We start from the raw sequence: 21,978 nt of genomic DNA, 5'->3' as shown, positions 1-21,978 counted from the left end.
GGAAAAGCAATACATTGCATTTCCCTTTCATAACTTAAAAAAATATGACCAATTAGTTCTTAAAGAAGTCCTTTACATCTTCGTTTGGCACCATTCTCTCATCGAAAATATATGCGCCAGTCTTAGGACTCTTCACCATCTTTATTACTTTTGTATATGCGCGACCATCCGTTGAGCCTTCATGGAGGGTAGCGACCGCTTTCTTTGCCATAGTCTAATATAATCTAACTATTAATTTACGTGCTTACTTAATCTCCTTGTGAAGAGTCATCTTCTTAAGAATCGGATTATACTTCTTAAGCTCCAAACGCTCAGCAGTATTTTTACGATTCTTTGTTGTTATATAACGGCTTGTACCAGGCAGACCGCTACTCTTCATTTCAGTACATTCCAAGATAACCTGAACTCTGTTTCCTTTAGCTTTCTTTGCCATGATATTAGTCTCCTATAACTTTAATGTCCTTCCAGTCTACATAACCTTTGGACACAGCTTGCTTCAACGCACGGTCTAAGCCTAACTTGTTAATTGTGCGAAGACCAGCAGCACTAATCTTCAACGATATCCAGCAGTTCTCTTCTACGTAGAAGAACTTTTTTCTAAAGAGGTTTACGTCAAAGCTGCGTTTCGTGCGATGCTTTGAGTGGGACACATTACAACCTATCTGTGCCTTCTTACCTGTGATTTGACAAATCTTAGACATTTCTATCTGTAGTTTTGTAATTCGTTAATTGATACCTATTCCAAACAGGTTGCAAAATTACAAAAATATTCTAAACTGACAAAGAAAATGCTGACATATTCTTTCAAATTAAGTTTTTTTTCGAGTTTTGTGTAGAACAGCGGTCGTAATACGTTACTGTTCAAAGAGAAGAAACGCAATGCAATGACACGAACTGTTACCACCGAAATTCCACCACGCCACTACTTTATAGTGCAAAATAAAAGCACGGTCAAGACCGTGCTCATAACTTAAAACTAAAAAATCTTTTCATTGAGTTTGATTGTGGCTGACATCTCACGGTGTCTAACCAGAATCTCGTCTCAAAATGTTGTATCCTGTCTTAACAAATCTCTTACCTTAAAATTCCTACTGAGCCTAAATACTTTCTTTAACTTAAACAACTAATCTTTATAACCTAAACAATCGATATTCTAAATCTAATCTAAACTATCTCGTTTATTCTTTTTGCAAAGAAAGAAAGTATTTCTGATACTTCCAAATATTGCCCTGCATATTTTCAGTTACAGTGTGATTAAATGATATATATCAAGCATTTATAAGTATTTATGCAGTTATTATTTGCCAAAGCAGGAACTTTTACAATTTGCAGAGATACGTGAACATTCCACCGAAGGTTTCTGGTGTTAGGGTAGGGGACGTTTCAAAAATCCCAAAGAAGGCACTTCCGCTGCCCGACATTTGTGCATAGCGCGCCCCCATACTGTAAAGTTTTTCTTTTATGGCGTGCAATTCCGGATACAGTTTGAATGCCGATACCTCGAAATCGTTCGTAAGATTTTTGCGCCACTCGCTGCCAACAGGTTGTGCCACTATGTCCCTGCATTTTATTACAGCTGGCTGTGGCTTTACGAATGCAAACGCTTGTGCGGTAGAAATGGCTATGGAAGGCTTTACTATTAATAAGTGTAGTCCGTGCAGATGTGTACATTCGGTGTGCATTAGTTCGAGCACATCACCTATTCCGGTGGCAAAAGATGGTATTGAAGCAACAAAGAAGGCGCAGTCGGCACCCAATCTGGCAGCATAGCGATGCAACGTGGCTGAATCGAGATGCAACTTGCACAGTCCGTTGAGCAATCGGAGCGTGTAAGTTGCATCAGAAGAGCCTCCGCCAAGTCCTGCTTGCGATGGAATGTGTTTCTCTAAATTGAAATCTATGTGGGGCAACAGATGGTCGGCAGACAGCATGCGATACGCCTTTACTATCAAGTTGTCGGACAGTTCCCCATCGACAGGGTTTCCGCTTATGGCGAGCGAACACGTGCCTTCGGTCCCGCTGCCCACTACGGCTTCGAGCTTGTCGCAAAGTGGAATAGGGTAGAACACGGTTTCAAGGTCGTGATACCCGTCAGGGCGTTTACGCACGACCTTCAATCCCAAGTTTATTTTACAGTTCGGATATACTATCATTCTTTTTTCCGTTTATGTTTCATTCATAAAAGCGATTCGCCACATGGACAATCTGCAGTGCTTCGCCGTTCTGCAATTTTTTAAGGTTTTGTGCTTCTTGGGGCAGTAACCTTTTGCAAAGATAGAAAATGATTATGGATAAAGTTGCGATAGTTTGCAGATTTTTCATTACTTTTGTCGCTGTTATGGCAGAAAAGAAAAGTAATAGCGCAAAAAGCACCCGCAAACGTAATGTTGCACCTATCGATACATCGTTTGGACATTTACAACCCCAGGCGTTAGACATAGAGAAGGTTGTGCTCGGTGCTTTGATGATTGACAGCGACGCCTTTACGGTGGTGTCGGAGCTAATTCGTCCGGAAACTTTTTACGACCCGCGCCACCAGAAAATATATGGTGCCATACAATCGTTGAACCTCCACGAGAAACCCGTCGACATTATGACGGTGGCAGAAGAGTTGAAACGCAGCGGAGACTTGGAAGAAGTGGGCGGACCAGCCTATATAGTAGAGCTGAGCTCGCACGTGGCATCATCGGCACACATAGAATATCATGGCAGAATATTAGCCCAGAAATTCCTCGCCCGCCAGCTCATACAGTTCGCTTCCATGATAGAGACATCAGCTTTCGACGAAACCGTCGACGTAGACGAACTCATGCAAAAGGCAGAAGGCAGCCTGTTCGAACTCTCGCAAAAGAACATGGCGCAAGAGTACACACAGATAGACCCCATTGTAAAGCAAGCACACGAACTATTGCTCAAAGCAGCCAATAACCAGGAGAATGGCGGCTTGACGGGGATATCGACTGGTTTCACCAAGTTGGACAAGATTACTGCGGGCTGGCAACCGTCCGACCTTGTTATTATCGCGGGGCGTCCTGCGATGGGTAAGACTTCGTTTGCCCTCAGCCTTGCCAAGAACATTGCAATAGACAATCGCATACCAGTAGCCTTCTTCTCGCTCGAAATGAACAACGTACAGTTGGTAAACCGCTTGCTGTCTAACGTCTGTTCCATATCGGGCAGCAAGATTCTGAGCGGACAGTTGGACCCCTCCGATTGGGAACGGTTCGACAACAACCTGCGCAAGATGGACGGCGCGCCCATCTATGTAGACGACACACCAGGACTGTCGGTTTTTGAGCTTCGCACCAAAGCCCGCCGCTTGGTTCGCGAACATGGCATAAAAGTGCTCATGGTAGACTATCTGCAGCTGATGAATGCCAACGGAATGCGCTTCAACAGCCGACAGGAAGAGGTGTCTACCATTAGCCGTTCGCTAAAAGGACTGGCGAAAGAACTGAACATACCAGTGCTGGCTCTCTCTCAGCTGAACCGTACGGTGGAGCAGCGCGATGGCATAGAGGGCAAACGCCCGCAACTGAGCGACCTGCGCGAATCGGGAGCCATTGAGCAAGATGCCGACTTGGTGCTCTTTGTGCATCGACCGGAATACTACCGAATATTTCAGGACGAAAAAGGAAACGATTTGCACGGCAAGGCACAAATCATCATAGCCAAGCACCGCAAAGGCGCTACCGACGACGTATTGCTCTCGTTCCGTGGCGAATACACACGTTTTTCCAATCCAGACGACAACGACATTCTGCCTCCAGCCATGCCTGACGAGTTTGGTGGAGAAATCATAGCCAGCCGAATGAACGACGACCCGTTGCCACCACCAGGCAGCGATCCTGACTTTTAAGTCGAAATGGACACTTAAGACGCTCATCTGTCATTCTATATACTTCCCCCAACAGACCTTTTTTCATACATAACGTTTTTGTGTTAAATTTTTTATAAACGAAGGCATGGGGGAAGTTTTTCGCTTATAAAGTACTTGCCAACCAGCCAATTCTGTGTGCTGACCAATCCCATTTCCACCCACCATTTGCTCATTACTGTAAGTCCATCGAAGGCAGTCATGCAAACCGTATGGAATAGCCATTCGATAGACATTGTAAAATTAGATATCTAATTCCATTGTGCCAGATATCTGAAACGAGAATGGCAGATATCTAATTTATGCAAAGCATTCGACTGGCTTTTTTGCAAGTTGCACAGTTGCTTCCCCCAGTTCCAACCAACATGTTTTTCTTTCTCAAGTTAGTCTGGGAATAGAAAAATATTAAGAATGTAAGACAGAAATAGGGCTGTTATTTTTTTTATATGTAAATTTGTCCCTGGAATAATAAAAAGATAAGTATAATGGATTTATTACAACCTTACATTGCCATTGCCCTGAAGCTTATTACAGGTATGATTGGCATATTAGTATTTCTGCGCATTGCAGGAAAAGCCCAAATGGCTCAAATTACTCCGCTCGATACCGTAAGTGCTTTTGTTATTGGTGCTTTAGTCGGTGGCGTTTTATACAATCCCGATATGTCTATGTGGCATATTCTTTTCGCCTTGACGGTGTGGACGCTGTTCAATATGCTCATTCGGTTTGCTATGCGTTCGGCTCGTCTGCGTCATTTTATAAAAGGTGAAAGCGTGTTTCTCGTAAAAGATGGAGCTATTAATTTTAAGAATTTTAAGCGTAATAGTCTTGAAATGGAACAATTCCGCCTGCTCTTGCGGCAGAAAGGAATCTTCTCTATGTTCGATGCCGAAGATGTTATTTTCGAAACCAATGGAGCCGTAACAGTTCTTCCGCCGAATCATACAGCGCCATCGTTCCTGTTAGTAAATAATGGAGCCATTATAGAAAGCACCTTGGACCAATGCAATCGTTCCAAAACCTGGGTGCTGAGCAACATAGTCCACAATGGCTTTGAATCTCCTTCAGAACTCTTCTGCATGGAATGGACACCGCGTAAAGGTTTCTATTTCGTTACATACGAAGGCGAAGTGAAACGTGGGGAAGAGGGAGTTGAAGTGGACGATAGCGGCTATATTGTGTAAATTAATCTAATTTTGAATATTGATACTTTCTATCCGAAACTTTAAATATATACCTGCACAATGTTAATTACCATCAATGGAGCTTTACACAGTTGCCGCATCGTTACACACTGTAAGGTTCCATTTTTGTTTATGGACTTGATCTTCATTAAATTACAGTCGGATAACAATGGTCTTTAAAGGGGAAATACGAGAGAGGAAGCATTGCACAATGAAACTTTATCACAAGATTTTATGCAGCATGTTAAAACCGGAAAGATACTTACTTGGCACAACGCACGTAGATTATCAAGACTACAGTTTTTTTGGAATGTGGTCATGATGGGCTATCGTAAAAACAATACGTGTTATATTTTCTGTACGTTCATTGGTACGATAAGTGTAATTTTTATAATTCTTTCGTTATATTAAAAATGAGAGGCGTCAAACTACCTATTTATCATAACTCGCATTATATTTCAAAATATAGGATTCGAGTTATAAATAAAGGTGTAAATATTTTCTCTAAATATTGTAATTATATAAGTACCTTATAATCAACATATTGCAATACTTGTTGTTCTGCTTTATAAAATAGGCTCTTTTACAATGCAAAAACATAGGTTTTCGTAAGCAAAACGATAGGTTTCGTGTTGTCTTGGCAATCATTCCTGTTTATAAAACTAATCACAAGAGGCTTGTAGCTCTATTCTCAAAAATGTGCGCATAGGACGGGTTTACCAATAACAAAAGTAAATAATGCTAAGAAATCGTGATTTTTGAAACAAATTGTTACTTGAAAATCAGCTTAAGCAATCTTCAGTTGTTGGTCTTGACAGATGCTTGAAGTATCTCCAATACTGGCTTTCAGCGTTTGCACGTATCAATAAAAAGGCAGGAACGTAATGGTTAGCGTTCCTGCCTGCATGGGGAATGTGCCTTGGTTTGCACTGTATCGTTGTCTATACTGCGTTGTTCTAAGGCGCGTTTGGGTTGTCTGTATTAAAATAATTTGTAGGTTCTGACGCCTGCAATATTCAGAATGTAAATCTGTCCGCGCTGAACGGGGACAAACAGACTGCTGCCGTTGGCTGTGCCTGCTGCTATCTGTGTGCCTGAAACGGTGCAGAGCGTGTAGCGTTGTCCGGCATTCAGTCCTTCAACGGTGTAGCCGTTGCTCTGCCCTACCACACGAATTGCACTGCCTGCGCCTGCCCTTGCCGAGCCAATGGCAGTAACTGTGCCCGTCTCGTAGTGCTTGAAGTGGCGCCAGCCATCGGCTTTCTTGTAGGCTTCCACCGCATTCTTATCCACGTGCAGTACTGCTTCGTCGAGATAGTAGATTGACTTGAAAGCGTCATCGGCTATCACTGGCGGAGTCATTCCGTACGAATAGACGTTCTGGAGAGCCAGACATTCGAAGAATGCCTTGTCTCCTATGGTGCAATTGGCAGGTATATGGACTTCCAAAAGGTTGGCGTTCTTAATGAAAACACCTGCTCCAAGCGTTTTCAAAGAGGGGATATGTTGCAGTTTTGCAAACTGTCCGTCGTGGTAGAAAGCCGAATCGCCAATGGCTTCAAGCTCGGGTTCAACGCCCTCTTCCCACTTTATGCCATTCAAGTTAGGATTGTTTGAAAGCGCATTGGCCTCGATAGTCTTCAGCGAACCCGGCAGCGTTATCTCGGTAACCGTATGGTTGTAGGCCAAAGCATAGCGTGCAATGGTTTCCAATCCCTCGTTCAATGCAAGCTTATCAGTACCTGGTGCAGTCTGCGGAATGGTGGGCTGATAGAGCAAAGTGAGCATGTTGCGTGTGTAGAGAGCACCTTTGCTGGCACGCAGAGCCGTGTTTCCCTTTGCCACAGTAACGCCAAGAAGCGACGGAACCAATGCAAATGCGCCCGGCTTGATGCTTGTTGCACTCTGAATAATCTCGTATGACGCACCTGAACGTCCCGGAGGATAAGCCATCAGGCGTGTTTTGTCTTTGCTGTACAATACGCCGTCTACCGAAGTAAAGTACTTGTTGTCAGGGTCTACCGTTATTTCTGTGAGCTGAGTACAGAACAAGAACACCAGTTCGCCTATGCTCTTGACGTCTTTCGTGATGTGGAACGACTCGAGTTCTGTGGCGGCTTGCAACGCATTGTTGTCTATATACTGCACTCCTTCGGGGGTAACTGCCTTGCCTTTTGGCTTCCACGAGATGAGATGCCCGTCTTTTATCTCTGCCTTATGCTCGGGTTCTTCCGACTTTTCACTGCAAACCAACCATACAGTAACGTCTTCTTTCAGGTCGGAAATGGTGTAGGTCAGACCCTTTTCGCCTTTCACTTCTTCTTCGTTGAGCAGCCAGCTGTCTACAACATAGCCCTCTTTGGGGTGCGCTGTAAACACTACGGTTGCGCCATGGGCTACTACTGCCCCCGTAGAAATATTGTTTCCATCTACCGAAGCCGTGAGTTCGCCTGTCTTTTCGTTCAGAGACTTGAAGCTGACAATATGTTTTCCCTGTTCGCGATCGAAGTCTACGAGTATGTCCAAGGCATCTTCTGCGTTGCATTCGTACACTGTAGCGTTGTCGTAACCAGGGATAGGAAGATACTTTTCAACGGTTTTCTTGTTTCCATTTTCGTCTGTAACGGTTTCTTTACCAAGCTTATACCACTGCGTAACGTGGTAGCCTGTGTTCGGGAATGCCTCGAAGTGGAGCTTGGCACCCTTCTTTACCTTTTCGGCAGTCTTTATCTGCTTGCCCGTCTCCACCACCGTGCAGGTTACATTGCCAAAGTCTGGCTCCTTACTTTTAAAGAAAATAAGGTCTCCTTCCTCTTCTGCCTTCAGCGTAACGGCTATGTTCAAAGCCTCGGTGATGTGGTTGACAAACCATATTTCGCCATTGATGGACGATGATGGACGAATGTTTTCGGTTGCAGCAGGCTTGCCGTTCACCTCCCACTTGTCTATTTTGTAGCCGCCATAGGGTGTTACCATCACCGAAACGGCATTGCCATCGGGTATCTCCGTCCCTGTTTCAAAGTTGCGTGCGCCATTGGTCCAGGCCTCTATTTCGCCTGATTTCTTTCCTGCAACCTCTATGTTCGTAATATAATAGGTTACTTTGTAGTTCTTGACAGACTGTGGTTCGCCAATTACAATCTTACATTTGCTGAACTTTTTCTGGAGTTTTGCCTTTACATTCTCGTCGGCAACATAGATGGTAGTAGAGGTTTTGTCGGCAAATTCGGTGGCTCCGAACGACACGAAGTCCTTACTTAGGTGAATATCAACCACTGTCAGCGATGCCACACCGCTCCATGTAATGTAGCTATCGGTAGCTACGCTCACAAGATTGGGCACCAACAGTTCCGACAAAGCACTGCAACCCGTGAAGCTGTTCTTGCCAATGGTCTTCACACCGGGCAGGTCTATCTTCGTTACATTGGTATTGTTGTACAGTGCATCGTCGCCGATGGCAGTGCATTCGTCGGCTGTCAGCTTTATCTCCTTTGCCTTTCCAGCAAGATAGACCAGTGTTTTGTCTGGGCTGACGATTGCGTTCTGTGCGGCTTTGTATGTGCCGCCAGCAGCCACAGAGATGTCTGACACCGCCTTACAGCCTTTGAAAGTGTTGCCAAACATCTTTGCAAGACCACTTCCCAAGGCGATTTTTGCGATTTGATTGCAGCCTTCGAAGGCGTTCATACCGAGTTCCTTTATACTTGGAAGACTGAGTATTGTCAATTTCTCTAACCCATAGAATGCACCTTCTTCGATAGTTTCAACATTTGGAGCATCGATTGTTTCGATGTTGGAACAGCCTCTGAATGCGTTCTTGCCAATCTTCTTGACATTGTTCAGCTTAACGCTTGTAATGTTGGTGTTACTCTTTTCCTCGGCAATAACCTCCCAAGTGTCGGGGTCTTCCTCGGCCGGCGTGTAGAAACAGTTCGCTGCTATCTCGGTAACATTGGCTGGAATCTCGATGGAACCACTGGCTCCGTCCCACGATTTCAGCACCGTACCTTCGATAACTTGTGCATTTGCCATACTAAAACATAGCATCAGGGCAAACATCAGTAAGTAGATTCTTCTCATTTTAACTTGTTGTTTAATAATTAATGTTTAGGGTTGGTTGTCTTTGGACAGTACTTTTAAATCGCTCTTCGGAAAGAGACATGGTGCAATGGTGTCCTTTTGTTCGAATTATACCCCACCCGTCGTAATCTCGTTATGGAGTGTTTTGCATCATAAGATACAAGGCAAGACGGTTAGAAATCGATTTATATAGGTCTGCATTTAGACCTGACAAAGGTAATATAAATAATTTTGATGTCAAAGAAACAGACTGGGAAATCTAATAATTCTTACAAATGATCTAAACACAATAAGGAAACGGTTTATTTAGATTGTACCTATATGATGTTGTTGTATTTCTTTAATTAAACTTTGACATGACTTAGATTTTATAAGAATGTTTGTTTGTGTTGGCGTGCACAATGAAAAAACAATAAAAAAACAGCAAAAACATTTGGAGCAACAGAATTATTTACATAACTTTGCCATCGTTATCCTGAAAACAATCTTTTTTACCTTAAATCCACTAATACCTATTAAAGGTTTATGAAGCGGTCGCCTGAGAGGGTCATCGCTTTTTTTTATGCATAAATTTTTTCTATTTTAATGTTACAATCGCAGACATAGTGGTACTCTGTCTTATTTGTCAAAGCGAATGACCAAGAGCAATTAATGGCTTTCGTTCCCGTCGTTAGTATAGTCATGACTTTGAGTTTTCTCTTCGTATCCCACGCAGCGCAGTGGTAATTAAGAAATTATCAGTCTTTCTTAAAATAAATTTGAAAAAGTCCCATACAATTCTTCCCAAAAGGAAATAAATGCTTCAGTAGAAAAGAGGTGGAGATACTTTGGAAAAAGGGTGATTGTAATAAATGCCACTCCTATATAACTGTATCTGATTACAAAATAAATGAGCAAATAGTTGCATATTCCGAAGAAATATAGTAACTTTGCACTACAATTTGGAACAACTTACAAAACTTTTGGGCTTTTTGCTGAACAAATGCTAATTGACCACCAAAAAAGAGTTGTTTATGGTATGTGTATGTTTTAAAGGAATATTGAATTGTGACTGGGCATGCCACGTCTTTCCTCTGTCATTGATGACTTCATAATGAATTGGATTGGGAAATGTAATTTGTTTGTTTATGATGTTGGAAAATAATTTTCTTCATAAATGCAGAAACGACTTTGATTAAAATATATGTAGGAACTTTAACAAAAAATTGCGTATGAACAATCGATTTTACTCACTGTTAATACTCTGCTTACTTTTTGTTTGCAATGGCTCATATAGTTGGACTTGTTGCAACATAAAGACAGTTAGAAAGATTAATAACAAGAAGACTTTCGACCGAGACAAATGGCAAACCGAGACGATTAGGACATTTCTGAAAGAGAATGGCTATAAAGAACCATCGCAACAGTCTTTCCGCGACAAATGTTTATATTTGTTCGGACTGTATTTGCCTGCAGTTCCAAAAACGACAGCAAACCCAATTAATTCGATAGATACTGAATATACGATTAACGAATTTGGTAGATTTATCTACCCAGCCGTAGAAGATTTGTTCTACCAACCATGGATTGAGAAAAACGTAACCAAAGAAGACGCAAGAAGATACCTCTACGACAACGAGTCGGGTGCAGGTAAAAGAATTGCAGCATATAACAAATTGCTGTTCAACAACGATTCTACAGTTCTGCCATACTTTAAAGAAAACTCAGGCGATGCAACTGAAGTGGTTTTCAAGTTCGACTATGAGGGTAATCCAGACCTCATGGAGATAGCCGTGAGAAATGCACGACTGTCTAGCTATTTCGACGCTCCATCTGTCATATCGATATTATTTTATAATAACAAGAAACGGGGCATTAGGAAACGGCTTATAAAACAGATATACGAACAATGTGCCAATAACCGAGACGATTTTAAAGACTTTGAAGGAATTGTTACATCGTTTTCTTGGACGTTTGATGTGTTGGAATACGATGTGAACGTGAAAGACCAATGTTTGGCTTACTTGGTTACGCTCATGATGGACTACGACGACAAGAACCGGGCAGCTATTCTTGAACCTCGTGGCAGCAAGGCCTTCGAATATCTTGAGTATTTTCTTCGTCAGTTTCCAGATATAGAAAGCCGACTTAAAAAGCACAATTTTTATGATAACAATAGGCTGGAAGAACTTGTAGCCTCTATTCATTCTGTACAGGAGACAGAAACTGCTAATGGACTCAACAATAAGGTTGCGTCTCACTTTATATACGATTCTGATGGTTATTGCAACCTGCGGGAAAAGGGCGGCACATCGGCACGGATAATCGGACGCATTCCTTCCGACACTCCGGTTCGTGTTTTAGAGGCGGACGGTGAGTGGTGGAAGGTTTCTACAAACGACGGCAAGACTGGCTATGTGCACAAAAGCAGAATTATAAGAGAAAGGTAGTAAACTGCATCCAGCATGATTCATGTTCCATAAAGCCCTCGTAGCGTGATGGTTGTAAAAACAGTTGCAAACAATCTGCAATGCAGCTACCACCTTATTATTATATATGTCTGCAAACACTCCACAAGACGAGGGTGCGTTTGAGCGTAACCTCATATACAAATCATATACAAACAAAATTAATTGGTTAGGGTGTTGGAAACATACAGAAGCATGCCTATACTATGGGGAGAATACACCACTGCTTTATGGTTCCTCATATTCAGACAAATCCTAATGATAATGATATGAGGGATGTGAGAAAATGCAAAATCGGTGTGTTAATAAATAAAGCAAGAACTCCCCCTGCGGTAATACTGCGGAGGGAGTCTTTTTAGCTATGAGAAATTTTGTTTTGTTCTTGATTAGTATGCGAACAATGGATAATCTTTCATTGTTGCGTTTACTTTCTCGCGAACTTCTGCAATGACTTTTTCGTCTTCCGGTGCAGAAAGAACCTTGTCGATAAGCTCGGCAACGAGCACCATAAGGTCGGTTTTGGCTCCACGAGTAGTCATGGCAGCGGTACCAAGACGGATACCTGACGTCTGGAATGCAGAGCGTGTATCGAATGGTACCATGTTCTTGTTCACTGTAATGTCAGCTGCAACAAGAGCATTCTCTGCAACCTTACCGGTGAGTTCAGGGAACTTCGTGCGGAGGTCAAGCAACATTGAATGGTTGTCGGTACCACCGGAAACGATGCCGTAACCACGCTTTACGAGTTCGTCGGCAAGTACAGCAGCGTTTTCTTTTACTTGTGTAGCGTACTGTTTCCAGCTTGGTAGTAGAATTTCGCCGAAGGCAACAGCCTTGGCAGCAATAACGTGCTCTAACGGACCGCCTTGGTTTCCAGGGAACACAGCAGAGTCGAGAAGTTGAGACATCTTCTTGATGACACCCTTCGGTGTCTTCTTTCCCCATGGGTTGTCGAAGTCTTCGCCCATCATAATCACACCGCCACGAGGACCACGGAGGGTCTTGTGTGTAGTTGTTGTTACGATGTGAGCGTACTTGACAGGGTTCTCGAGCAGACCTGCGGCTATCAAACCTGCCGGATGAGCCATGTCTACCATGAAGATAGCCCCAATTTCGTCAGCAACCTTGCGGAAGCGTGCGTAGTCCCACTCGCGGCTGTAGGCTGATGCACCTGCAATAATGAGCTTTGGTTTGTGCTCGCGTGCGAGTTTCTCCATGTGGTCGTAGTCTACGCGTCCCGTCTCTTTGTCGAGCTGATAGCCAATTGGGTGGTAGAGAATACCAGAGTTGTTTACTGGGCTACCGTGTGAAAGGTGCCCGCCATGGTTAAGGTCGAGTCCCATAAAGGTATCGCCCGGTTGGAGAACAGCAGCAAGAACAGCTTGGTTAGCCTGTGCGCCAGAGTGTGGTTGCACGTTAGCCCAGCATGCACCAAATATCTTCTTTACACGCTCGATACATAGGTTCTCTACTACGTCTACTACCTGACAGCCACCATAATAACGCTTGCCGGGATAGCCTTCAGCGTACTTGTTGGTAAGGTAAGACCCCATTGCCTGCATAACTTCGTCGCTGACGAAGTTTTCCGAAGCAATCAGCTCCATGCCTTTTAACTGGCGCTGGTGCTCTTGCTCGATGAGATCGAAAATCTCAAGATCTTTTCTCATGTTGTTTAAGTATTAAAAATGCCTCCGCCGACAGTCCACGGTTTTTAGTAAGATGTCGCCAAAAGCAAGGTTGTTATAATTAGTTGCAAATATAGGAATTTTCTAATAACATGGCAAATATTTCGTGCAAATATTTTAAAGCGACCATTTATTAGAATTATCAGAGCCTTCCTTTAATAGTTTTTATTATGAAAACAAAGCATATTATTCAACGTCGAACTTATCTTACTACAAATGGAACAAAGGAGTTTGTTGAGGCTGGCAAAGCTCGCCTTGATGGCGATACCCACAGGACTAAAAATGTATTCAAGAAGATTACAGCTTTCATTGAAAAGTTTAAAGGAATTGGTGGCACTCTATTATGCAACCCGCGTATTTGGAAGAATATATAAAAAGCTGCATTGTTGCTGATTATTTTGATACATATTTTGCAATGGCACTCTCTTAATAATAAAATTCTATCTTGCTGTCTCCTTTTCGCTCCTTTTGGTGCGCTTAAACGAACGGTAGTCGTCGAGTTCTATCTCCACGTCCGGTTCAACAAGGTTGCCTGCGTGCGGCAGTCGGAACTTCATGTACTTTATGTTCAGTCCACGCTCCAACCATTGGTTTTCGTAGTAAGTATGTATTCCGAGTATTTCCCTTGTTTCCGAATCGATATCTGCAGGTTGCGTGCCATTGGTCCCGGTGCCATACAAGTCGTCGGTGCGGAAGAGCAAGGGCAGGTGGTTTTCGCGGACGAGACAGGTGGTATAGGTGAAGAGGAAATTGGAATCGGTCTTCAGGTGCACCACTCCACCGTCTTCCATAAAGTTGCGATAGCGGTTTAAGAAAAAGGTAGACGAAAGGCGCTTGCGTGGATTCTTCATCTGCGGGTCGGAGAAAGTCAGCCAGATTTCCCGAACTTCGCCGGCATCAAAGAAGCGGTCTATAATCTCTATATTCGTGCGAAGGAAAGCCACATTGGGCAAATTCTCGTCTAATGCTTGCTTTGCGCCTGTGTAAATTCTCGCTCCTTTTATGTCTACGCCAACGAAGTTTATGTGTGGATAACGACGCGCCAAGCCCACGGTATATTCACCTTTTCCACACCCCAACTCTAAAACTATCGGGTGGTTGTTATGGAAATACTGTTCGTTCCAATATCCTTTCATGTCGAAAGGAATTTCGCTTATTACGCCATACGGATACTGAAAGACATTTTTAAACGTCTCCAACGCTGCAAACTTCTGTAACTTTCCTTTGCTCATAGTGGCTGCAAAGTTACGGAAAAACGCCTATAATTCGGCATACTTACGAAAATTTGTGCTGATAGACTAAAGAGATATGAGAAAATTTAGGTGCTTTGTCAGTCTTTACAGAATGTGTTTCGCAGTCTTACAGTATGCATGTTGAATGGTGTCTTATCCACTTTTCAGCGATGCAAGACCTGCCATGATGAAAAAGAACGAATAGAAGCCGCACAGCATAAAAAAGCCTATTCCGATGCACGAGACGATTTTAAAGAACAGTTTGAAACTTCCATTTTCATATACAAAGCAGCCAACAGATACAAAGAATAGAACGATTCCGCCAAGGCAGACGAAACGCCACAAAAGCGGAGCACCTTTTATTAAAGACGCAGACAAATTATAGCCTGCCGAATGACTGACATATATGGCAGACGTAATGGCGTAAACCAACAAGAGCAACAGGGCTGCCAAATATAAATACTTCAGTCTATGGTGCCAATGAAAATAGGTCATTGCACCCAATACCACTGCCATAAGCAGTGGAACGTACACACTTAACGCTGTATGGTTACCAATCATCATAAATGTTGTTTTTTATTAATATAGTAATTGCCCTGCCAAGCCACGATATGGCACTGTCTATCCGTTGAAATGGTGGACAATGCTGTTCATAAATGGAGTGAGCTCGCGACTATACGACACACCGTGCCAGTCGCGGGCAGTGAGCGAATATGCCACGATGAGGCGGTGCTTGGCACGCGACATGGCTACATAGAACTTGCGGGCGTCTTCCTGATTTTGCCTTTCGGTGGTGTTACGCTTGTTCGGATAGCGTTCGGAAGCGGCATCGTAGACGATGACATTGTCGAATTCCAAGCCCTTTGCCTTGTGTATGGTGGTAACGTAGACCCGTTCTTCAATGCTTCTACTGTTGCAAAAGTCGCTTTCTTTCATCGTATTGATTTCTATAATGTAACGGTTCAGTTGTTCGATAAGTACATTGGGCGTGTCCCTGTCTGTCAATAAATCGAATTCCAAGTAGCGCAGGAAGTAAGGCAGACGTTCTATCTTGGCTATCAGTCCTTGTGCCACCAGTCCGTTGTACACATTCTTTATCTCGGTTACAAGCGCCTTTTCGCCACCCATTTCTATTTCGTAGCAGTGCGAAAGCGTATTTCTGAAGAGCGGTGCGTATGCTGCACGGAAACGCTGAATGTAGGGAACAACTCGTTTATGGTGCATAAAGGCTGCCTGCAGGGGCTTTTGCTTTGCTGCCTCATCAGCACAGAGACGTACCAGCGATAGGGTTGCTGCCACGTCGTCGATAGCCTGATGCGAGTTGGTTCCTGCAAGATGGAAGTGTTCCAACAGTGCCTCTAACTTGTAAGATGACAGTCCAGGCGCAAGCAGACGTATGAGCTTGAGCGAGTCGAAGCACGTATTTGTATGACTTTTCCAACTATCTGCCGGTGTATAGCGACGCATGTTGTAGTCTAAGATGTTGCTGTCGTAGCTGGCATTGTGTGCCAACAGGGCAGCATCGCCCACATATTGCCAGAACCGTTGCAAGGCTTCGGCAGGCGAAAGCAGTTGGTTCCGGTACATTTTTTCGTGGTAAATGGCATACATCGGGTTGTCTTTCTCGCCAAGTTTCGGCAAAATGGGCTTGTCGGTACGAATATAAAGGTCGAGCGGTTCGCCCACTATCGCTCCGTTGTGCAGCCGAATTGCTGCTATCTCTATAATGTCGTCGCTGTACACATCAAGCCCCGTTGTCTCCGTATCGAACACAACGATGTCGCCATCAGTATAGTTTTGCAGGAAGTCGGCAGTGTAGTTGCTGTCCGAATACAGCAGGAAGTCGGTTGGAGAGAGCGAAAGTTGTCGGAGTTTGTGCACAAAACGGCGTGCAAGCGCTTTCGAATCGAACACCTTCAGCCCTTTCATCAGGAGCGACCACGCCAGAACGTTCTGCTCGTTGTGTAATACTGACAGGTGCGCAATAAGCGTTTTCATGGCAGAAGTGTCGAAAAGGTCGCGCCCCGAAATCTTCAAATGGTCTACGTTGTGGAGGTTCAGGGCAGTGCTCACCTTGTCGGCGTCGGCATTCGCATTTACAATGATGGCTGTCGTGGTGGTCTTGTCTTGCTCGAGCAGGCGTTTTGCTGTCATCGCAACAGCATCGGTCTCGTCTTCAACCGTATCTGTTGCCAATACCACAAGGTCGTTTTGTCCGGCTTCAGCATCGTTGTCGGTAATAGGCAGCAGGTCTCTGTCTATGTGCAGTTCGTGTTCGGCATAGTCGTTGAACACGTTTAAGAGGTATTTTGGCGAGCGATGGTTCTGCAACAGATGGTGAATGTTGCCTTTGCAGCGTGTCTTCAGCAAGCTCAGCATTTCTATTTTTGCCCCCATGAATGAGAAGATGGCTTGCTGTTCGTCGCCGAGATACATCACCGTAGGGTCGTTGTCGTCCACCAGCAGGTCTATGATGGCAAGCTGCATGGCGTTTAAATCTTGCACTTCGTCTACCTGAATCCATTTGTACTTACGGCATGTGGGGTCGGTGCTGTATATGTTATAGGCGTAGAGCAGCAAGTCCTCGAAGTCTAACATGCCGTGTTCCTCTTTGTAATCGGCAAAGAGTTTGGCAAAATTCATCTTTATTATGAGTGCCCGAATGGCTTCGGCGAGCTGTCGGTTAATGTATGGCGATTCAGCCTCATCGATATATAGCATTGCGTTGTCGTATATTTCCAGCACCGTTTGTTCGTTGTAGGGCTTATCCTGAGTGCGGCAAATATGCTTCATGGCTTCTCTGTCGGTAGCAGTAAGGCACTCGGGGTGGAGGTAATATTTCCACTCATGGTGGTGCTTCATCTGGAACATAAGGTGCGAAAACAATATCATTTGCTTGTATTCCTGCAGCCGTTTGTAGTTGTTCATTACAGCTTCTTCACTCTCTTGCCTGTATTCGGCAATGATGCTGATGGCTTCTTCATCGTCTATGATTGAAGTATTGGCAGGCACTTTGCCCTCTTCGAACAAGAATTTGGAACAGAAATGGTGCACGTTTCCTATTTGCAGACTGCTTGTATCGTCGTCTTTCATCACCGCACGAACGCGGTTTTGCATTTCGCGCGCAGCCCTGTTGGTAAACGTCAGGCACAGCATGTCGTCGTAGTCCATGCCTTGTTGTCGTGCATGCCGTATGCGTTCAGCCAGGATATGTGTCTTTCCACAGCCCGGCGATGCCAACACAAGGTGATAGCCGTGCTGTGCGTCTACCACCTTTTGCTGACTTTCGTCGAGCAATGTGTATGTTTCCTTTTTCTTCATAGCTTGTTTATGGGTTATGCAGACAAAGCAAGAGCCACTCGCCTACCCTCTTCGCCTGAACTCCGAGCACACTATGGCAGTTGCAACTGCCACGTTAAGCGATTCTGCCCGTGTTGTTCCGATAGAGAAGTTGGGTATCAGCAGCTTCCTGTTTACATGCTTCCGAATGACAGCCGAGATGCCGTTGCCTTCGTTTCCCATCACTATAATGCCGTGATGGGTCAGTTTCTCTGTGTAGATGTCGTCTCCATCGAGCAGTGTTCCATAGACAGGATAGTCTGTTGGAAGTGATTTTACGAACTTTCCCAAGTTCAAGTAACATATCTGAACCCTTGCAATGCTGCCCATTGTGGCTTGCACTACCTTTGGATTCCAGCAGTCTGCCGTATCCATCGAACAGAAAATGCGCTTTATTCCGAACCAGTCTGCCACCCGAATGATGGTTCCTAAATTGCCTGGGTCCTGCACTCCGTCCAGCGCAAGTGCCAGTTCGTGTTCGCCAAGCATGGGCATACACTTTTCATCAACAGCCGTTTCGCGTTCGTCATGTGCCGTTTCTACATAATCGGGCAACCTAAACACACCGACTTTTCCTTGCGGATGTTGCAAGAACGACACCTTTTTTATGTCGTCTTCATCATCGAAAAGCTCCGCCAAACGAAACCCTGCAGCCAGCAAATCGCCCACAATCTTGGGCCCTTCGGCTACAAACATACCGTGTTTTACACGTCCTTTCTTTGTTTCGAGTGCTCTGATGAGCTTTATTTTGTTCTTCGATATCACTCCACAAAAATACAAAAAACTCTCTGTTTGCACGCTTTTACTGCCAACTTTTTAGTATCTTTGCGCAAAAAATCAGCAGTATTAATGTTTCGGATAAAGGTTTTCCCTACATATATCTTTCTGTTTTTTGCTATTGCAGCAACATTTTTAGCATCGTGTTCCACCGATAAGTTTGTGCCAGATGGCAGTTATCTGCTCGACAAAGTGGAACTTCGCTCTGATGCAGCCGACTTCAATGCGTCGCAATTGGCACAATATGTACGGCAGAAAGAAAACTCCCGATGGTTCTCTTTCTTCAAAATACCTCTTGGCACTTACTCTTTAGCTGGGCGAGACACCACGAAATGGATTAACAGAACACTGCAACGCATTGGCGAAAAGCCCGTTTACTACGACACGTTGCAGGCTCGACTGTCGTGCGAAGACCTCCGATTGGCAATGAACAACATGGGATACATGAACGCCCGCGTGGTTTTCAGCACCAAGGTAAAGGGGAAAAAGCTCAAGGCAATATACACGTTGGTGCCCGGCGAACCGTTTATGATAGACCATTTCGCCTACGACATTCAAGATTCGGTTATTGCCGACATTCTGAAACCAACGCTTTCGCAAGGCATCAACACCAACCGACCGCACCAATTCACCGTTGCAGCCTTGGACAATGAGCGGAAACGCATTACAAAGATACTGAACGACCAAGGCTATTACCGCTTCAACAAAGACTATATCTACTATACGGCAGACTCGATACGGGGTTCACGCAGTGTAGATGTTACGCTCCATCTTACGAAATACAGGACTACGGACACGGCAACGCCTACTCTACACCCCCGTTACATGATTGGAAGCGTGAACATCATACCCGGCGACTCTACCGGATTGCACCTTCGGCGCAGCATCATTGCCGACAACACGCTCATAGAACCCGGCAAATACTTCTCGGCAACCGACCTTCGGACTACTTACAACAACTTTGCGAGGTTGGGAGCCATACGCTACACCGACATAGAATTCAGGGAAATGCCTCAGTTCGACTCCATTGCCATTGGCAAAATATTCGACTATCAGCCTGCTTCCCTGCGCTTTTTGGAAACCAACATTAAACTTTCGCCCACCAAACCCAACACGGTTGCATTCCAGCCCGAGGGCACCAACACTGCGGGCGACCTTGGAGCAGCTGCCGTTCTCACCTATCAGAACCGCAATCTGTTCCATGGCAGCGAGCTGTTCAGCATCGAACTGCGTGCCGCTTTCGAGGCTATCAAGGGCTTGGAGGGCTATTCCAACCACAACTACGAGGAGTATGGCGTGCAGGCTCGACTGCAATTCCCACGCTTTCTCTCTCCCTTTTCCACGCGAGAGTTCCGTCGTCGCAGCAACGCAACGTCCGAACTGTCGGTTGGCTGGGACTTCCAGGATCGCCCGGAGTTCCACCGCCGTGTCTTTTCGGCAGCCTGGAAATACAACTGGAGCAATGTCCGACGCCATCTGAACTACGAACTCGAGATACCAGACCTTAGCTATGTGTACATGCCATGGATTAGCGAGCGCTTCAAGGCAGACTATCTCGACAATGTTTCTAACCGCAACGCCATACTGCGCTATAACTATGAAGACCTGTTCATCATGCGGTCGGGCTTCAGCGTAAGTTATAATCGCAACGACGACATAGCCATCAAGGCCAAGATAGAGTCGGCAGGAAACTTGCTTTCGTTGGCTAACGCCGTGTCGAAGTTTAAGAAAAATGAGCAGGGACAGTCTAAAATCTTCAACATTGCCTACGCCCAGTATCTTAAATTCGACTTTGCTTTCACGCGCGTCCTGCGTTTCGACCCTCGCAACTCGCTTGCCTTGCATGCCGATTTCGGCATTGCCTATCCCTACGGAAACAGCAAGGTGCTGCCTTTCGAGAAGCGCTACATAGCCGGTGGACCTAACTCGGTGCGCGGCTGGAGCGTCAGAGAATTGGGGCCGGGTAGTTTTCGTGGTACCGATGGGCGCATAGACTTCATCAACCAGACGGGAGATTTAAGGCTGAACCTCAGTTCCGAATACAGAACACACTTGTTTTGGAAGTTCGATGGGGCAGCCTTTGTAGATGCAGGCAACATCTGGACACTGCGAGAATATGCCGAGCAGCCCGGCGGACAGTTCCATTTCGGCAAGTTTCTCAAGCAAATTGCAGTAGCCTACGGTTTAGGACTGCGCCTCAACTTCGACTACTTCGTGCTGCGTTTCGATGCCGGCATGAAAGCCATAGACCCTGCCTACTCGTCGGGAAAGGGGCACTACCCTATCGTTAATCCCAAGTTCAGTCGCGACTTTACGTTCCATTTCGCTGTCGGATTGCCGTTCTAAACAAGCTGACTTCACGGGTTGAATAACTTAATTACTTTTACAACAAATTAGAAAACAATGCTGAAATTTATATCATTTGGAAGCGGAAGCAGTGGCAACGCATATCTTTTATATACCGAAACCGATGGAATCGTGATTGATTGCGGCATCGGCATACGGTCGATGAAGAGGTTTATGCAGAGCTACGGACTAAACTTATCGATGATTCACAACATTCTTGTTACGCACGACCATGCCGACCACATCAAGTCGGTGGGCAGCATAAGCGACCGTCTTGCCATTCCGGTCTACTCTACGCGGACAGTCCACGAGGGAATAGCAAGGAACTGGTGTGTAAAGAAGAAGGTTGCGCCCGAACAAGTACGATATGTTGAGAAAGGAAAGACACAGCAAATAGGCGACTTTACCGTTACTCCTTTTGCCGTCCCGCACGACAGTCTCGACTGCGTGGGGTACTGTGTGCAATGCCAAGGCGTTACTTTTACGCTCGTAACCGACTGCGGACACATTACAGAAGAGATTCGTGCGTTCGTGGCAAAAGCCAACTACTTGGTTATTGAAGCCAACCACGAATTGGAAAAACTTATGGCTGGACCCTATCCACAGCATCTAAAAACTCGCATAACCAGCAACACAGGACATTTAAGCAACACCGAATGTGCCCGAACCATAGTGGAGAACGCTACAGAAGAGCTGAAACACGTATGGCTCTGCCACCTTAGCGATGAGAACAATCACCCCGAATTGGCACGAATAGCAGTTGCGAACGAGATGGAAAGACACGGATTGGTACCGGGCGTAGACTTTATTGTAGAAGTGTTGCGACGCAAGATACCCAGCGAAATATACGAATTGAAATAACACATATTTATATTCGCCCAACTGAAGCCCCCGCAACACACTCCTCTGAGGGGGGGGCAGTTCCACGAAACAGGTAGGACAGACTTTCCGCCAGCCGTTACACCTTATTATATATGTGTTTGCCAACATTCAACAACACGCCAAAGGGCA

Annotated in this window: 17 protein-coding genes; 6 read left to right on the top strand and 11 right to left on the bottom strand. The window is 45.0% G+C overall.

Translation table 11 applies throughout. The features are described 5' to 3' along the window. Positions 1–52: 52 nt before the first annotated feature. The 4 genes from RDV52_RS01660 to ispE form a co-directional block, all read right to left on the bottom strand. Complete coding sequence (locus RDV52_RS01660) at positions 53–211, bottom strand: DUF4295 domain-containing protein (protein ID WP_004364423.1); 159 nt, start codon at positions 209–211, stop codon at positions 53–55. Between the two features lie 33 nt (positions 212–244). After that, positions 245–433, bottom strand: a complete 189-nt coding sequence (gene rpmG / locus RDV52_RS01655) for a 50S ribosomal protein L33 (protein ID WP_004364424.1) — start codon at positions 431–433, stop codon at positions 245–247. Positions 434–437: 4 nt separating this feature from the next. Next, positions 438–701, bottom strand: coding sequence for a 50S ribosomal protein L28 (rpmB, locus tag RDV52_RS01650; RefSeq protein ID WP_004364425.1), 264 nt, complete (start codon positions 699–701; stop codon positions 438–440). A 618-nt stretch (positions 702–1,319) separates the two neighbouring features. Next, entirely contained in the window at positions 1,320–2,153 is an 834-nt protein-coding gene (ispE, locus tag RDV52_RS01645; RefSeq protein ID WP_004367741.1) for a 4-(cytidine 5'-diphospho)-2-C-methyl-D-erythritol kinase, read from the bottom strand. 185 nt (positions 2,154–2,338) lie between these two features. On the opposite strand from ispE, the gene dnaB reads away from it, so the two are divergent. Then, the gene (gene dnaB / locus RDV52_RS01640) at positions 2,339–3,859 is read left to right on the top strand and encodes a replicative DNA helicase (RefSeq protein ID WP_036875235.1); all 1,521 of its coding nucleotides are present in this window, start codon (positions 2,339–2,341) and stop codon (positions 3,857–3,859) included. Between the two features lie 92 nt (positions 3,860–3,951). Here the strand turns inward: dnaB and RDV52_RS01635 are convergent, their stop codons facing one another. Beyond that, the gene (locus RDV52_RS01635; RefSeq protein ID WP_023925484.1) at positions 3,952–4,113 is read right to left on the bottom strand and encodes a hypothetical protein; all 162 of its coding nucleotides are present in this window, start codon (positions 4,111–4,113) and stop codon (positions 3,952–3,954) included. A gap of 246 nt (positions 4,114–4,359) precedes the next feature. On the opposite strand from RDV52_RS01635, the gene RDV52_RS01630 reads away from it, so the two are divergent. Continuing rightward, complete coding sequence (locus RDV52_RS01630) at positions 4,360–5,061, top strand: DUF421 domain-containing protein (protein ID WP_036882088.1); 702 nt, start codon at positions 4,360–4,362, stop codon at positions 5,059–5,061. A 981-nt stretch (positions 5,062–6,042) separates the two neighbouring features. On the opposite strand, the gene RDV52_RS01625 is transcribed toward RDV52_RS01630, so the two are convergent. Beyond that, positions 6,043–9,141 carry a leucine-rich repeat domain-containing protein gene (locus RDV52_RS01625; RefSeq protein WP_040557255.1) on the bottom strand — a complete coding sequence of 1,033 codons (3,099 nt, stop codon included), beginning with the start codon at positions 9,139–9,141 and terminating at the stop codon, positions 6,043–6,045. 1,211 nt (positions 9,142–10,352) lie between these two features. On the opposite strand from RDV52_RS01625, the gene RDV52_RS01620 reads away from it, so the two are divergent. Beyond that, positions 10,353–11,570 carry an SH3 domain-containing protein gene (locus RDV52_RS01620; RefSeq protein WP_004367749.1) on the top strand — a complete coding sequence of 406 codons (1,218 nt, stop codon included), beginning with the start codon at positions 10,353–10,355 and terminating at the stop codon, positions 11,568–11,570. A gap of 404 nt (positions 11,571–11,974) precedes the next feature. Here RDV52_RS01620 and glyA read toward each other — a convergent pair whose 3' ends face one another. Further along, positions 11,975–13,255 (bottom strand): serine hydroxymethyltransferase, encoded by a 1,281-nt coding sequence (glyA, locus tag RDV52_RS01615; RefSeq protein ID WP_004363501.1) that lies wholly within the window; start codon positions 13,253–13,255, stop codon positions 11,975–11,977. 188 nt (positions 13,256–13,443) lie between these two features. Between glyA and RDV52_RS01610 the strand changes: the two genes are divergently transcribed. Further along, a complete protein-coding gene (locus RDV52_RS01610; RefSeq protein WP_004367750.1) occupies positions 13,444–13,647 on the top strand; it encodes a hypothetical protein in 204 nt (67 codons plus the stop codon). Positions 13,648–13,713: 66 nt separating this feature from the next. Here the strand turns inward: RDV52_RS01610 and trmB are convergent, their stop codons facing one another. From trmB to RDV52_RS01590, 4 genes are all read right to left on the bottom strand, one after another. Continuing rightward, the gene (trmB, locus tag RDV52_RS01605) at positions 13,714–14,505 is read right to left on the bottom strand and encodes a tRNA (guanosine(46)-N7)-methyltransferase TrmB (protein WP_004367751.1); all 792 of its coding nucleotides are present in this window, start codon (positions 14,503–14,505) and stop codon (positions 13,714–13,716) included. Between the two features lie 153 nt (positions 14,506–14,658). Then, positions 14,659–15,069, bottom strand: coding sequence for a hypothetical protein (locus RDV52_RS01600; RefSeq protein WP_004367752.1), 411 nt, complete (start codon positions 15,067–15,069; stop codon positions 14,659–14,661). Positions 15,070–15,126: 57 nt separating this feature from the next. Further along, entirely contained in the window at positions 15,127–17,826 is a 2,700-nt protein-coding gene (locus tag RDV52_RS01595; RefSeq protein ID WP_004367753.1) for a 3'-5' exonuclease, read from the bottom strand. Between the two features lie 42 nt (positions 17,827–17,868). Continuing rightward, entirely contained in the window at positions 17,869–18,609 is a 741-nt protein-coding gene (locus RDV52_RS01590; protein WP_040557259.1) for an RNA methyltransferase, read from the bottom strand. Positions 18,610–18,693: 84 nt separating this feature from the next. Between RDV52_RS01590 and tamL the strand changes: the two genes are divergently transcribed. Together tamL and RDV52_RS01580 are read left to right on the top strand one after the other, a co-directional pair. Further along, positions 18,694–20,967 (top strand): translocation and assembly module lipoprotein TamL, encoded by a 2,274-nt coding sequence (gene tamL, locus RDV52_RS01585; RefSeq protein WP_004367755.1) that lies wholly within the window; start codon positions 18,694–18,696, stop codon positions 20,965–20,967. A 57-nt stretch (positions 20,968–21,024) separates the two neighbouring features. Next, positions 21,025–21,828 carry an MBL fold metallo-hydrolase gene (locus tag RDV52_RS01580; RefSeq protein WP_004367756.1) on the top strand — a complete coding sequence of 268 codons (804 nt, stop codon included), beginning with the start codon at positions 21,025–21,027 and terminating at the stop codon, positions 21,826–21,828. Positions 21,829–21,978: the final 150 nt, after the last annotated feature.

It is taken from the genome of Prevotella nigrescens, from assembly GCF_031191185.1.
Lineage (GTDB): Bacteria > Bacteroidota > Bacteroidia > Bacteroidales > Bacteroidaceae > Prevotella > Prevotella nigrescens.
The sequence above is the reverse complement of the archived record's forward strand: the minus strand, read 5'-3'. Positions and strand labels throughout refer to the sequence as shown.

Coding starts and splice junctions, on each gene's coding strand:
- rpmB (WP_004364425.1), bottom strand. CDS start 701: ATGTCTAAGATTTGTCAAATCACAGGTAAGAAGGCACAGATAGGTTGT.
- rpmG (WP_004364424.1), bottom strand. CDS start 433: ATGGCAAAGAAAGCTAAAGGAAACAGAGTTCAGGTTATCTTGGAATGT.
- RDV52_RS01600 (WP_004367752.1), bottom strand. CDS start 15,069: ATGATGATTGGTAACCATACAGCGTTAAGTGTGTACGTTCCACTGCTT.
- RDV52_RS01580 (WP_004367756.1), top strand. CDS start 21,025: ATGCTGAAATTTATATCATTTGGAAGCGGAAGCAGTGGCAACGCATAT.
- glyA (WP_004363501.1), bottom strand. CDS start 13,255: ATGAGAAAAGATCTTGAGATTTTCGATCTCATCGAGCAAGAGCACCAG.
- RDV52_RS01625 (WP_040557255.1), bottom strand. CDS start 9,141: ATGAGAAGAATCTACTTACTGATGTTTGCCCTGATGCTATGTTTTAGT.
- tamL (WP_004367755.1), top strand. CDS start 18,694: ATGTTTCGGATAAAGGTTTTCCCTACATATATCTTTCTGTTTTTTGCT.
- trmB (WP_004367751.1), bottom strand. CDS start 14,505: ATGAGCAAAGGAAAGTTACAGAAGTTTGCAGCGTTGGAGACGTTTAAA.
- ispE (WP_004367741.1), bottom strand. CDS start 2,153: ATGATAGTATATCCGAACTGTAAAATAAACTTGGGATTGAAGGTCGTG.
- RDV52_RS01595 (WP_004367753.1), bottom strand. CDS start 17,826: ATGAAGAAAAAGGAAACATACACATTGCTCGACGAAAGTCAGCAAAAG.
- dnaB (WP_036875235.1), top strand. CDS start 2,339: ATGGCAGAAAAGAAAAGTAATAGCGCAAAAAGCACCCGCAAACGTAAT.
- RDV52_RS01610 (WP_004367750.1), top strand. CDS start 13,444: ATGAAAACAAAGCATATTATTCAACGTCGAACTTATCTTACTACAAAT.
- RDV52_RS01660 (WP_004364423.1), bottom strand. CDS start 211: ATGGCAAAGAAAGCGGTCGCTACCCTCCATGAAGGCTCAACGGATGGT.
- RDV52_RS01635 (WP_023925484.1), bottom strand. CDS start 4,113: ATGTCTATCGAATGGCTATTCCATACGGTTTGCATGACTGCCTTCGAT.
- RDV52_RS01620 (WP_004367749.1), top strand. CDS start 10,353: ATGAACAATCGATTTTACTCACTGTTAATACTCTGCTTACTTTTTGTT.